The 13778-nt window shown below is 66.5% G+C and carries 11 protein-coding genes; 10 read left to right on the top strand and 1 reads right to left on the bottom strand.

The annotated features are described in order from the left end of the window. Window positions 1-76 precede the first annotated feature (76 nt). From EVC45_RS02805 to EVC45_RS02760, 10 genes are all read left to right on the top strand, one after another. The gene (locus EVC45_RS02805; RefSeq protein WP_129956509.1) at window positions 77-868 is read left to right on the top strand and encodes an ABC transporter ATP-binding protein; all 792 of its coding nucleotides are present in this window, start codon (window positions 77-79) and stop codon (window positions 866-868) included. A gap of 26 nt (window positions 869-894) precedes the next feature. Continuing rightward, the gene (locus EVC45_RS02800) at window positions 895-1938 is read left to right on the top strand and encodes a GlxA family transcriptional regulator (RefSeq protein WP_129956508.1); all 1044 of its coding nucleotides are present in this window, start codon (window positions 895-897) and stop codon (window positions 1936-1938) included. A gap of 317 nt (window positions 1939-2255) precedes the next feature. After that, entirely contained in the window at window positions 2256-3491 is a 1236-nt protein-coding gene (locus tag EVC45_RS02795) for an aspartate aminotransferase family protein (protein WP_129956507.1), read from the top strand. 76 nt (window positions 3492-3567) lie between these two features. Next, complete coding sequence (gene aruF, locus EVC45_RS02790) at window positions 3568-4620, top strand: arginine/ornithine succinyltransferase subunit alpha (protein ID WP_129956506.1); 1053 nt, start codon at window positions 3568-3570, stop codon at window positions 4618-4620. Continuing rightward, window positions 4617-5654: an arginine N-succinyltransferase gene (astA, locus tag EVC45_RS02785; protein ID WP_129956505.1), complete on the top strand. Its 1038-nt coding sequence runs from the start codon at window positions 4617-4619 to the stop codon at window positions 5652-5654. Before aruF ends, astA begins: the two co-directional genes overlap by 4 nt. A gap of 2 nt (window positions 5655-5656) precedes the next feature. Continuing rightward, a complete protein-coding gene (gene astD / locus EVC45_RS02780; RefSeq protein ID WP_129956504.1) occupies window positions 5657-7120 on the top strand; it encodes a succinylglutamate-semialdehyde dehydrogenase in 1464 nt (487 codons plus the stop codon). 12 nt (window positions 7121-7132) lie between these two features. Then, window positions 7133-8473: an N-succinylarginine dihydrolase gene (astB, locus tag EVC45_RS02775; RefSeq protein WP_129956586.1), complete on the top strand. Its 1341-nt coding sequence runs from the start codon at window positions 7133-7135 to the stop codon at window positions 8471-8473. Beyond that, the gene (astE, locus tag EVC45_RS02770) at window positions 8457-9539 is read left to right on the top strand and encodes a succinylglutamate desuccinylase (RefSeq protein ID WP_129956503.1); all 1083 of its coding nucleotides are present in this window, start codon (window positions 8457-8459) and stop codon (window positions 9537-9539) included. Before astB ends, astE begins: the two co-directional genes overlap by 17 nt. A gap of 146 nt (window positions 9540-9685) precedes the next feature. After that, window positions 9686-10480 (top strand): ABC transporter substrate-binding protein, encoded by a 795-nt coding sequence (locus EVC45_RS02765; RefSeq protein ID WP_129956502.1) that lies wholly within the window; start codon window positions 9686-9688, stop codon window positions 10478-10480. A 302-nt stretch (window positions 10481-10782) separates the two neighbouring features. Further along, the gene (locus tag EVC45_RS02760; protein WP_129956501.1) at window positions 10783-12159 is read left to right on the top strand and encodes an EAL and HDOD domain-containing protein; all 1377 of its coding nucleotides are present in this window, start codon (window positions 10783-10785) and stop codon (window positions 12157-12159) included. Window positions 12160-12259: 100 nt separating this feature from the next. Here the strand turns inward: EVC45_RS02760 and EVC45_RS02755 are convergent, their stop codons facing one another. Then, window positions 12260-13717 (bottom strand): HDOD domain-containing protein, encoded by a 1458-nt coding sequence (locus EVC45_RS02755; protein WP_129956500.1) that lies wholly within the window; start codon window positions 13715-13717, stop codon window positions 12260-12262. Between the last annotated feature and the right edge of the window lie 61 nt (window positions 13718-13778).

The raw sequence follows: 13778 nt of genomic DNA, 5'->3' as shown, positions 1-13778 counted from the left end.
ATTGCCGCGGGCGCCGCGCGCAAGCGCGCGGCGGCGTCCGCACCAGACCGATCCGTATTCTCACTGGGAGAGCATCGTGCTCCATACCACTCAAGCCGAAGCCTGCAAGCTCGCGGTACAGGACATCCACAAGCGTTACGGCGACAACGAAGTGCTCAAGGGCGTGTCGCTCAACGCGAACAAGGGCGACGTGATCAGCATCATCGGCGCGAGCGGCTCGGGCAAGAGCACCTTCCTGCGCTGCATCAATTTTCTCGAGCGGCCGAACGCGGGGCAGATCGTCGTCGATGGCGAGGCGGTCAAGACCAGGACCGATCGCGCCGGCAACCTCGAAGTCGCCGATCACAAGCAGTTGCAGCGCATCCGCACCAAGCTCGCGATGGTGTTCCAGCACTTCAACCTGTGGGCGCACATGAACGTGCTCGAGAACGTGATCGAAGCGCCGATCCACGTGCTCGGCCTGAAGCGCAAGGAAGCTGAAGACCGCGCGCGCGAATACCTGGAGAAGGTCGGGCTCGCGCCGCGTCTGGAGAAGCAGTACCCGTCGCATCTGTCGGGTGGCCAGCAGCAGCGCGTCGCGATTGCTCGCGCACTCGCGATGGACCCGGACGTGATGCTGTTCGACGAACCCACGTCCGCGCTCGACCCGGAACTCGTCGGCGAAGTGCTGAAGGTGATGCAGAAGCTCGCCGAGGAAGGCCGCACGATGATCGTGGTCACGCACGAAATGGGTTTCGCGCGCAATGTGTCGAACCATGTGATGTTCCTGCATCAGGGCCGCACCGAGGAAGAGGGCAATCCGGCCACGGTGCTGAGCGCGCCGCGCAGCGAGCGCCTGAAGCAGTTCCTTTCCGGCAGCCTGAAGTAACGCGGCCCGCTTTTCACGGACACCCGATGGCCCGCATGTCCAGCCCGGCTCGCACGACGCAGGTCGCGATCGTCGCTCTGCCGCCCGTGTCGATGTCGGGCGTCGGGCCGATCGTCGACGCGCTCAATCTCGCCAATGAAATCGACGGCCGTGCGCTGTATCGCGTGCAGGTGTGTTCGTGGGACGGCCGTGCGGTGCCGCTCGCGGGCGGCGCGCAATGGCCGGCCGATGCCGCGTTCGGCGACGCGATCGCGTGCGACTGGCTGATCATCGTCAGCGAGCGGTTCCAGCAGTTCGCCGACTATCGTCTGTTTCTCGCGAGCCTCGCGCGCGTCGGCCAGCGCACGCCGCTCGTCACCGGCATTCACCACGGCGTGTGGTGGCTCGCGATGGCGGGGCAGCTGTCCGGCTATCGCGTCAGCGTGAACTGGGAAACCTATCAGCAGTTCTCCGAACAGTTCGAACGCTCGATCGTCACGCAGCAGATCTTCGAAATCGATCGCGATCGCGCGACCTGCGCGGGCGGTCAGGCGACCGTCGACTTCATGCTCGCGATGATCGGCCGCGAGCACGGGCCCGAACTGGCGGATCGCATCGCCGATACGCTCGGCGTCGGGGTGCTGCGCGCGGGCGAGGAGCGTCAGCGCATTCCGTTCGTGACCGCGCCGGGCGAGCGTCATCCGCGCCTGAACGACGCGCTGCTGCTGATGGAAGCCAATATCGAGGACCCGCTGACCACCGACGAAATCGCCGGCCTCGTCGGCGTCTCGCGGCGGCAGCTGGAGCGTCTGTTTCGCCAGTATCTCGGCTCGATGCCGTCCAAGTACTACCTGGGGCTGCGGCTGTCGAAGGCGCGCACGCAATTGCAGCGCACCAGCAAATCGGTCGTGCAGATCAGCCTCGCGTGCGGATTTTCATCGGCGGCGCATTTTTCGAATGCGTATCGCGAGCGCTTCGGCGTCACGCCGCGCGAGGATCGCCGCAACTGGATCGACCGGCAGACCGGCGCGCACGGCGGTGCAAGCGAGCCGCGGCCGGCCGCGCTGATCGAACCGCCCGAGATCGATTGACGCAAGGCGGCGCGCCCGGCCGGCCTGGCTCGTGCGCGAGCTGGAAGCCGTCTGAAAGCGAAGCCGGGGCAGGCCCGCTGCCGGGCTCGACAGCTGCGCTGCTGAAGCGCGAGACCCGCGCGCGGCATGCCCGAGACGAGCCCGACACAAACCCGACACGAACCACTCACAGAGTACGAACGAAACGCCTGCACGAAAAGCACCCGCCGCGGCCGCGACGCGCGGAACCTCATAGAAAACGTCGCGTATGCGCAAGACGTGCCGCGCGCGGTTTCCTACACTAGGTGTATTACCTGTCACCCGTAAAAGGATTTGCCATGAACGACCTGACTGTGACACGCCAGACCTTCGACGAAGTCATGGTGCCGGTGTTTGCCCCCGCCGCCTTCGTACCGGATCGCGGTCTCGGCTCGCGCGTGTGGGACACGCAAGGCCGCGACTATATCGACTTCGCCGGCGGCATCGCCGTCACCGCGCTCGGTCATGCGCATCCCGAGCTGCTGAAGGTGCTGCACGAGCAGGGCAGCAAGCTGTGGCATATCGGCAATGGCTACACCAACGAGCCGGTGCTGCGCCTCGCGAAGCGCCTCGAAAGCCTGACGTTCGCCGACCGCGCGTTCTTCGCGAACTCGGGCGCCGAAGCGAACGAGGCCGCGCTGAAGCTCGCGCGCCGCGTCGCGTTCGACCGTCACGGCGCGCAGAAGGACGAAATCATTTCGTTTACGCAGTCGTTCCACGGCCGCACGCTGTTCACCGTCAGCGTCGGTGGCCAGCCGAAGTATTCGGAAGGCTTCGGCCCGGTGCCGGCCGGCATCACGCATCTGCCGTACAACGACATCGAAGCGGCGAAGAAGGCGATCGGCGCGCAGACCTGCGCGGTGATCGTCGAGCCGATCCAGGGCGAGGGCGGTGTGATTCCGGCCGATCCGGCGTTCCTGAAAGCGCTGCGCGAAGCGTGCGACCAGCACAACGCGCTGCTGATTTTCGACGAAGTGCAAACCGGCGTGGGCCGCAGCGGCTACTTCTATGCGTACCAGGACACCGGCGTGACGCCGGACATCCTGACCACCGCGAAGGCGCTCGGCAACGGCTTCCCGATCGGCGCGATGCTGACCACCAAAGAGCTCGCCGCGCACTTCAAGGTCGGCGTGCACGGCACGACGTACGGCGGCAATCCGCTCGGCTCGGCGATCGCGGAGAAAGTGGTCGAACTCGTCAGCGACCCGAAGGTGCTCGAAGGCGTGCGCTCGCGCAGCGAAGTGCTGAAGGGCCACCTCGCGAAACTGAACGAGCGCTTCGGCCTATTCACCGAAGTGCGCGGCAAGGGTCTGCTGATCGGCGCTGAGTTGAACGATGCGTTCAAGGGCCGTGCGAAGGACTTCGTCACGGCGGCCGGCCAGCACGGCGTGATCATGCTGATGGCGGGCCCGGACGTGCTGCGCTTCGTGCCGTCCTTGATCATGCCGCTCGACGACATGGCCGAAGGCTTCGCGCGTCTCGACAAGGCGTTCGGCGAACTCGTCGGCGCGAGCGCGCAGGCGGCGTCGCATTGATGTTCAGGCAGTCCAGTCCCGCACGCCTGCCCACGCTGATGCAGCGGATCATGCGTCACATTCAACAGGAACGATGATGTACTTCGTACGTCCCGCCCGCCTCGCCGATCTCGACGCGCTCGAGCATATGGCGCGCACCGCGCAACCGGTGCTGCATTCCCTGCCGCACGACCGGCGCGCGCTCGAAGCGCGCGTCGCGTTGTCGGAAGACTCGTTTCGCGCGGAGGTCGACTTCCCCGGCGAGGAGTTCTATCTGTTCGTGCTCGAAGACTCGGAGACCGGCAAGCTGATGGGCACCGCGAGCATCGTCGCGGCGGCCGGTTACGCGGACCCGTTCTACGTGTTTCGCAACGACGCGCTGATTCATGCGTCGCGCGAGCTGCACGTGAATCGCAAGATTCACGCGCTGACGATGTCGCACGAACTGACCGGCAAAAGTCGGCTCGCGGGCTACTACATCGACCCGTCGCTGCGCGGCGACGCCGCCGCGCAGTTGATGTCGCGCGCGCGCATGATATACATCGCCGCGAATCGCAAGCGCTTCACGCCCGAGGTGTTCTCGCTGCTGCTCGGCGTCACCGACGAAAACGGCGTGTCGCCGTTCTGGGAAGCGGTGGGCCGCAAGTTCTTCGGCCGCAATTTCGCCGACATCGAGGTCGAATCGGGCGGCCGCAGCCGCACGTTCATCGCCGAAGTGATGCCGACCTATCCCGTGTATGTACCGCTGTTGCCCGAAGCGGCGCAGCGCGTGCTCGGCGAGCCGGACTCGAACGCGCTGCTCGCGTACGAGATTCATCTCGAGGAAGGCTTCGAGACCGATCGCTACGTCGACATCTTCGACGCGGGTCCGGTGCTGACCGCGCAGATGGATCGCAGCGTCAGCGTGAAGCACAACGAAACGCGCGTGGTGCGCGAAGCGCCGGCGCCGCGCGGCGAAACCTGGCTGATCGCGCACAACGGCGCCGCCGGCGAGTTCCGTTGCGTGCTCGGCGATCTCGCGCCGGGCAAGGAGTCGGGCGCCGTGTTGTCGCAGGCGGCGCGCGCCGCGCTCGGCGTAGGGGAAGGCGATGCGGTGCGCTGCGTGCCGCTGCATCAGCCGCAGGATGAACAATCGGGAGACGCGCAATGATCGTCGTTCGCGTAGTACAACGAGGCGATGTGGATGCGCTGATGCGGCTCGCGCAGGAAACCGGTCCGGGCCTGACCACCTTCAAGCCCGATCGCGATGCGCTCGCGGCGCGGGTCGAACGCGCGCGCCGCACGATGGAGGATCAGGCCGAGCCGCACGAGGCCGGCTATTTCTTCGTGATGGAAGACACCGCGACCGGCGACGTGGCAGGTGTGTGCGGTATCGAAACGGCGGTGGGTCTGCAGCAGCCGTTCTACAACTATCGCGTGAGCACGGTCGTGCACGCGAGCCAGGATCTCGGCATCTGGACGCGCATGCACGCGCTGAACATCTCGCACGACCTCACCGGCTATGCGGAAGTGTGCTCGCTGTTCCTGAGCCCGCGTTATCGCACGAGCGGCGTCGGCGGCTTGCTGTCGCGCTCGCGCTTCATGTTTCTCGCACAGTTTCGCGAGCGTTTTCCGCAGCGTTTGTGCGCGGAGTTGCGCGGCCATTTCGACGAGCAGGGCACGTCGCCGTTCTGGCGCGCGGTCGGCTCGCATTTTTACCAGATCGATTTCAACGCGGCCGACTATCTGAGCTCGCACGGCCGCAAGGCGTTTCTCGCCGAGCTGATGCCGCGCTATCCGGTGTACGTCGAACTGCTGCCGGAAGAGGCGCAGCGCTGCGTCGGCCTCACGCACAACGACACGATTCCGGCGCGCCGCATGCTCGAAGCGGAGGGGCTGCGCTACGAGAACCACGTCGATATTTTCGACGCGGGTCCGGTGCTCGAATGCCATATCGCCGATTTGCGCACGGTGCGCGAGAGCGTGCTGGTGACGGCCGAGATCGGCGAGGCAGCGGAGCCGGCCGCGCAGGACGGACCGAAGTCGATGGTATCGAACACGTCGCTCGGCGATTTTCGCGTGGGCGTCGTGGCGGGGGTGCCGCGCAACGGTGTATTCCGCCTGAGCGCGGCCGAGGCCGCCGCGCTCGACGTGAAGGCAGGCGACCCGCTGCGGGTGCTGCCGGTGAAACACAAACAAGGATGATCATGAGCGAGCTTTTCATCGACGGCGAATGGGCCGCCGGCACAGGACCCGTATTCGCATCGCACAATCCCGGCACGGGCGCGGTGGTGTGGCAAGGCAACAGCGCGTCGGCGGACGACGTCGATCGCGCGGTACGCAGCGCGCGCCGTGCGTTCGCCGCATGGTCGGCGCTGACGCTCGACGAGCGCTGTGCGGTGGTGCGCCGCTTCGCCGCGCTCGTGACCGAGCGCAAGGAAGCGCTCGCCGAAGCGATCGGCCGCGAGACCGGCAAGCCGCTGTGGGAAGCGCGCACCGAAGCGGCGTCGATGGCCGCGAAGGTCGAGATTTCGATCCAGTCGTACAACGAACGCACCGGCGAAAAGCGCTCGGCGATGGCCGACGGCACCGCGGTACTGCGGCATCGTCCGCATGGCGTGGTCGCGGTGTTCGGGCCGTACAACTTCCCCGGCCATCTGCCGAACGGGCATATCGTGCCCGCGCTGATCGCCGGTAACGCGGTCGTGTTCAAGCCGTCCGAACTCGCGCCCGGCGTCGCGGCGCTGACCGTGCAAATCTGGCGCGATGCGGGGCTGCCCGCCGGCGTGCTGAACCTCGTGCAGGGCGAGAAGGATACCGGCATCGCGCTCGCGAATCACCGGCAGATCGACGGCCTGTTCTTCACCGGTAGTTCGGATACCGGAACATTGCTGCACAAGCAGTTCGGCGGCCGGCCGGAGATCGTGCTCGCGCTCGAAATGGGCGGCAACAATCCGCTCGTGATCGGCCCGGTCGCGGACCTCGATGCCGCCGTGCATCACACGATTCAATCGGCGTTTCTGTCGGCGGGGCAGCGCTGCACCTGCGCGCGCCGCATCTTCGTGCCCGACGATGCGTTCGGCGAGCGGTTCCTCGCACGCCTGACGGAAGTCACGAAGCGCATCGGCGTCGGCGAATACAACGCCGAGCCGCAGCCGTTCATGGGCGCCGTGGTGTCGGCGCGCGCGGCCTCGCGCCTGATGAGCGCGCAGGAGCGTCTGCTCGCGAGCGGCGCGAAGGCGCTTCTGAAGATGGAGCAGCGCGACCCGCAACTCGGCTTCGTCACGCCCGCGATCCTCGACGTGACCGATGTGAAGGATCTGCCCGACGAGGAGCACTTCGGCCCGCTCGCGCAGATCATCCGCTACCGCACCTTCGACGACGCACTCGAACAGGCGAACGACACCGAGTTCGGTCTCTCCGCGGGGCTGCTCGCCGACGACGAAGCGCTGTGGGCGCATTTCCAGCGCACGATTCGCGCGGGCATCGTCAACTGGAACCGGCCGACCAACGGCGCTTCGTCGGGCGCGCCGTTCGGCGGGCCGGGCCGCTCGGGCAATCATCGGCCGAGCGCGTTCTATGCGGCCGACTACTGCGCGTACCCGATGGCCTCCGTCGAGAGCGCGCAACTGAACATGCCCGCGAGCGTCTCGCCGGGCCTTCAATTCTAAGGATCGACGATGCTGCAAGCCACTGAAGCCAATTTCGACGGCCTGGTCGGCCCGACTCACAACTACGCGGGTTTGTCGTTCGGCAACGTTGCGTCGCAGAACAACGAGAAGTCGGTCGCGAATCCGAAGGCCGCCGCGCGCCAGGGTCTGCGCAAGATGAAGCAGTTGGCGGACCTCGGCTTCCATCAGGGCGTGCTGCCGCCGCAGGAGCGTCCGTCGATGCGGCTGTTGCGCGAGCTCGGTTTTTCCGGCGACGACGCGTCGGTGATCGCGCGCGTCGCGAAGGACGCGCCCGAGCTGCTCGCGGCGGCCAGTTCGGCCTCGGCGATGTGGACCGCGAACGCGGCGACGGTGAGCCCGTCCGCGGATACGCACGACGGCCGCGTGCATTTCACGCCGGCCAATCTGTGCAGCAAGCTGCATCGCGCGATCGAGCATCAATCGACGCGTCGCACGCTGCGCGCGATGTTCAGCGACACCGACCGCTTCGTCGTGCACGAGGCCTTGCCCGGCACGCCCGCGCTCGGCGACGAAGGTGCCGCGAATCACACCCGCTTTTGCGAGCAGTACCGGGCGCGCGGCGTCGAATTCTTCGTGTACGGCCGCAGCGAGTATCGTCGCGGGCCGGAGCCGAAGCGCTATCCGGCGCGCCAGACCTTCGAGGCGAGCCGCGCGGTTGCGCATCGTCACGGCTTGCAGGAAGCGGCGACCGTATACGCGCAGCAGAACCCGGAAGTGATCGACGCGGGCGTGTTCCATAACGACGTGATCGCGGTCGGCAATCGCAACACGCTGTTTTGCCATCAGCTCGCGTTCGTCGAGCAGCACGCGGTGTACGACGAGCTGCGCTCGAAGCTGGCGGGCCTGCAAGCCGGCTTCAACGTGATCGAAGTGCCCGACGCGCAGGTCAGCGTCGCCGACGCGGTGACGTCGTATCTGTTCAACAGCCAGCTGCTGACTCGGCCCGATGGCAAGCAGGTGCTGGTCGTGCCGCAGGAGTGCCGCGAAAATCCGCGCGTGGCCGCGTATCTGGATGGGCTGACTGCGCACAGCGGTCCGATTGACGAAGTGCTGGTGTTCGATCTGCGCGAGAGCATGAAGAACGGTGGCGGCCCCGCATGTCTGCGTCTGCGCGTCGTGCTCGACGACACCGAGCGCGCCGCGGTCGCACCTGGCGTGTGGATCGACGACACGCTGTTCGGCCGTCTCGATGCGTGGATCGAAAAGCACTATCGCGATCGTCTCGCGCCGGCCGATCTGACCGATCCGCAGCTGCTGGTCGAATCGCGCACCGCGCTCGATGAATTGACGCAAATCCTCGCTCTGGGCTCGCTGTATGACTTCCAGCGCTGAACACGCGATGCCGGCCCCGAGCGCGATGCTCGACGATTTTCTCGCGTGGACGCTCGCGGGTTCGCGGCCAGGCGCGCAGGAGGCGCAAGGGGTGTGCGCGAACGGCGTGCGCTGGACGTGGCGGGGCGACGGTGTGCTTGTCATCGAGCCCGCGCAGCGGCATGCGGACCGACGCAGCGTGCTCGTCTCGGCCGGCGTGCATGGCGACGAAACCGCGCCGATCGAACTGCTGTCGCGCATCATCGCGGATATCGCGCAGGGCCGTGCCGCGCTCGCGTGCCGGCTGCTCGTGATTCTCGGCAACATCGACGCGATGCGCGAGGGCGGCCGCTATCGCGACGACGATCTGAACCGGCTGTTCAGCGGCCGTCATCTGCAGTTGCCGCACAGTCATGAAGCGCCTCGCGCGGCGGCGCTCGAACAGGCGGCGACACGCTTTTTCGCGGACGCGTCGGCCGCACCCGGCGCGCGCTGGCATATCGACATGCATACGGCGATTCGCGCGTCGGTGTTCGAACGCTTCGCGCTGCTGCCGCATACCGGCAAGCCGTTTTCGCGCGCGATGTTCGAATGGCTCGGCGACGCGCGTATCAGCGCGGTGCTGCTGCATACCACGAAGGGCAACACCTATTCGCACTTCACCGCGCAAGCGTGTGGCGCCGATGCGGTCACGCTCGAACTCGGCAAGGTGCGGCCGTTCGGTGAGAACGACCTGACACGCTTCGAGGGCGCGGATCTCGCGGTGCGCGCGCTGCTGGCCGGCTTGCGCGTGAGCTCGCCAGCCGACACGCAAGCCGACGACCACGACGCTCTGCCGCGTGTGTTCACCGTCGTCGATCAGCTGACCAAGCAAAGCGACGCGTTCGAACTGCTGCTGGCCTCCGACGTGCCGAACTTCACGCCGCTCGCCAAGGGCAGCGTGCTCGCGCGCGACGGCGACTATCAGTACACGGTGCAGCGCGACGAAGAGCGCATCGTGTTTCCGAACCCGAGCGTCAAGCCCGGCCTGCGCGCCGGATTGCTCGTCGTCGACACCACCGCCGAGACGCTGTCCAAGCTTGTCTAGACAGGTTCCGTGTACAATCGCGCGCTTCGCGGCTGCCGCACCTACCGGTCACGCCGGCCGCGCGAGTCCGAGGCACGGCGGGCATCACCCGCCTGCACGTGCCGGATCGGCTCCGTTTCAGTCCACACCGTAAAGGAACACCCGTAATGAAGATGAATTGGCCCAAGCTGGCCGCGCTCGCGCTGTTCGCGACGGCGGCGTTGACGGCAGGCACCGCGTCGGCGGCTGAGATCAAGGAAGTGCGCTTCGGCGTCGAGGCGTCGTATGCGCCGTTCGAATCGAAGTCGCCCGCTGGCGAGTTGCAGGGCTTCGACATCGACGTCGGCAATGCCGTGTGCGCGAAGCTGAAGGTCAAGTGCGTGTGGGTCGAGAACTCGTTCGACGGCCTGATTCCGGCGCTCGAAGCGCGCAAGTTCAGCGCGATCAACTCCGACATGACGATCACCGACCAGCGTCGCCAGGCGATCGACTTCACCGATCCGATCTACACGATCCCGAACCAGATGATCGCGAAGAAGGGCAGCACTCTGCAGCCGACGCCCGCGTCGCTGAAGGGCAAGCACGTCGGCGTGCTGCAGGGCACGATCCAGGAAACCTACGCGAAGGCGCGCTGGGCACCGGCCGGCGTCGACGTCGTGCCGTACCAAACGCAGGACCAGATCTACGCGGACCTCTCGTCGGGCCGTCTCGACGCGTCGTTCCAGGACGCCGAAGCGGCATCGAAGGGCTTTCTGAAGAAGCCGCAGGGCGCGGGCTTCGAGTTCGCCGGTCCGGCCGTCAGCGACGAGAAGCTGCTCGGCGCGGGTGTCGGCTACGGCGTGCGCAAGAACGACAAGGCGCTGAAGGACGCGCTGAACGGCGCGTTGAAGGAACTGAAGGCGGATGGCACGATCGACCGCCTCGCCGCCAGGTACTTCGACGTGAAAGTCGTGCTGAAGTAACGATGCATCGATCTGTTGCGCGTCGCCAGTGACGCGCAACGGGTGCCGCGAGCGATTCATGACTCGCGATGCAAAACGGCCGCTAATGCGGCCGTTCTGCTTTTTCGCGCGCGTGTCGCAAACGTTCAACAATATTTCGAGATATTGCCTCGTAAGCCTGTTCGCGCCCAATGACGCTGCGATAAAATTGCGACGCACTCTGCCACGCGCGACGCAGCTTTCAACGTCAAAGAAACGCGCCTACGTGCAGCGAAAAACAGAACATAGCGGCCAGGCGCCAGCGGCGCCGAGCGGGGACCGGAATGACCACCATCGCAATCGAGACTCTGAGCCACAGCGGCACGAACGACGACGCGTCGCTCGTCGCCAGCTACGCGCGGCAGCCCATTCTGAATCGGGACGGCATGCTGTGCGGCTACGAGATCAAGGTGCGTGCGCCCGAGCTGCCGCTCGCCGATGCCGATCAGGACGCACCGCACGCCGATCCCCATTCCCAAGCCGACGCCGACGCGTTGCCGGGCCGCGCGCCCACGCCGGCGCAACGCGTCGCGCGCGCGATCGTGCGCGGGCTCGTGCAGGCCGACGTACGCGGCGCGCTGACCGGCCATCCGGCCTACGTCGACGTGAACCGCGAACTGCTGCTCGACGACGCGATCCTGAGACTGCCCGCCGAGCGCTTCATGCTCGAGCTGCCTTCGTCGCTCGAAGTCGACGACGCGTTGATCGCGCGTGTTGTGTATCTGCACGGCCGCCGCTACCGCTTCGCGCTCGACGACGTCACGCAGCCCAACGAAACGTTCGCGAAGCTGCTGCCCTACGCCGAAGTCGTCAAGATCGACGTCACGCGCACGCCGCGCGCGCTGCTGCCGAAGCTCGCGAGCGTGCTGAAGTCGGCGGGCAAGCTGCTGCTCGCATCGGCTGTCGACGCGCAGGCCGACTTCGAAACCGCGCATGAGCTCGGCTTCGACCGCTTCCAGGGCTATTACTTCGCGCGTGCGCAAAGCTCGGCGACGCGCCGCGTCAGCGCGCCGCGCCACGCGCTGCTCAATCTGCTGCAACTGCTCGCGGGCGACCCGACGGTCGCGCAGCTCGAAGCCGAGCTGAAGATGAACCCGGTGCTCGTCATGCATCTGATGAAGCTCGCGAATTCGAGCGGCCTCGCGGTCGGTCACAAGGTGACGACGCTGCGCGACGCGATCAACGCGACCGGCACCGACCGCATCGCGCGCTGGACGCAGCTGCTGCTCTATGCCGACGGCCGCAAGGTCGCGCTCGAGGACGATCCGCTGCTGCAACTCGCGGCCACCCGCGCGCGCTTCATGGAGCTCGCGATCGAGCGCATGCCCGAGGCGGGCCGCGACGAAGCCGACGCAGCCTTCCTGACCGGCGTGTTCTCGTTCGTCGATGCGGTGTTCGGCGGCTCGCTCGAAAAAACGCTGAACATCCTCACGCTGTCGCGGCCGATCCAGGCCGCGATCCTGCATCGCGAGGGCAGGCTGGGTCTGCTGCTGAGCGCGGTCGAAGCGCTCGAAGGCGGCGCATGGGAGCGCATCGCCACGCTATGCGAGCGTCTTGCGCCGTTGACGGTGGAAGAGGTCGCGCAGATGGGTCTCGCGGCCGGCGCATGGGCCGGCGTCGCGGATCGCAGCGCGGAAGGGCTGGAGCGAATCGAGGATTGAGTGGGACGAAAGCCCCACATGGTGCCCGGATAAAATCGTTTTCGGGCAAACACGGCAAGGATCGAAGTGAAGCAGAGTGATCAACGATCACGCCAGGTCTTCACATCATCTCCATTTCCCGCATCTGCCCCTGGCCGAAAAAACGTCCTAACTCCTGGGCCATTTCGTTGAGCACGCTCATCTCCTTTTGCGAGATGCGACGTGCCTCCTGCGTATGCGACCAGTCGCCGTACAGGAGCGCGACGGTCTGATCGGTTTCGTCGAGTATCGGCAGCAGCACGAACGCGCGGGCGTCGTCGAACGAGCGCCGGAACCACTCGGGCAGCCGCGCGACCATCTTCGGATCGCGCGCATTCTCGATGAAGATGCCCACCGAGTTCGCGATCGCCAGATGAAACACGTCGGGTTCGAACGCGGTGCTGAACGCAAGCCGCGGCAGCGCCGCGTCGATCTTCGGCCCGAAGCCGAGACGCGCCCTGAACGTGCCGTTGCTATGCTTGACGTACACCACGGTGCGTGCGAAGCCGAGTGCCGCGAGCACGGTCTCGGCGGCCATCCCGAGCGCCGGTGCGAGCGGGCTGCCCTCGGGCAGGCCGCGCAGATCCTTCACCCCAACCTGGATGCGCGCCTCGGGCGTCATCGCCTCGCGCGCGATCGCATCGGCATTGGCGCGCAACTCGACGATTTCGCGCATCACGCCGTCGCCGCCATCCTCGCGCGCGAGCGCGACGCTCATCTGCAGCAGCACCTCGGGGTCGGTGTTCAGCGCGCCGCTGTATTCGTGCGCAAGCCCGCCGATGCGCTCCTCGCGCTCCCCCTCGGGCATGTTCTGCTGCGCGAGCACGTCGGCGACCGCGGTCGAGTAATTGGTGATCGCGCGCAGCCATTGCACCTGGCGCGGTTGCGTCACATCTTCCGGATCGAACTCGCCCATGCCCGAGCGGATCGTGTCGGGCAGGCGCCAGCGCACCGCGGCTTCGGCGCCGATTTCATCGAACGTGACGCCGAGCACCAGCACGCACGCATCGGCTTCCTGCGTGCCGCCGTCGATATGGCGGCGAATCTGGTCCCACTCGGCGTCGAGATAGAACACGACCAGCAGCTTGCCGATCTGCCGCATCAGCGTGCAGACCACCGCCTCCTCGCCGGCACGCAGGTCGCCGCGCTCGGTCAGCTTGCGCGCGACGCAGCCCGACAGCAGCGTACGGTTCAGTTCGAGTTTCGCGTCGATGCGGCGCGGCGCGCTGTGATGAAAGTGATCGACGATCTTCAGGCCGACGACCAGATGGCCGACCGCATCCATGCCGAGCACCATCAGCGCCCGCGACACGGTCGTGATGTTGCCGCCGAACGCCATGTACATCGCCGAGTTCGCGAGCCGCAGCACCTTCTGCGTGAGCGCGAAGTCCGACAGCACCACTTGCACGAGGCCGGTGAAGTCGAGGTCGTCGTTGGTCACTGCTGCCATGGTGGTGCGCAGCGATTGCGACAGCATAGGGAAATCGCCGCGCTCGCTCATTCGCGTCCAGAGCCGGTCGAGCACTGCCGCCTTTACCATGTGAGTCCCGCAAAAGCCATACGTGTTCCAGTGAATGCCATGCCGGTCGTGAGCCGGCTTG

This window comes from Paraburkholderia sp. UYCP14C (genome assembly GCF_004197395.1).
In the GTDB taxonomy this organism is placed as follows: domain Bacteria; phylum Pseudomonadota; class Gammaproteobacteria; order Burkholderiales; family Burkholderiaceae; genus Paraburkholderia.
Note: the sequence above shows the minus strand (reverse complement) of the source record. Positions and strands in the feature narration are given on the sequence as shown.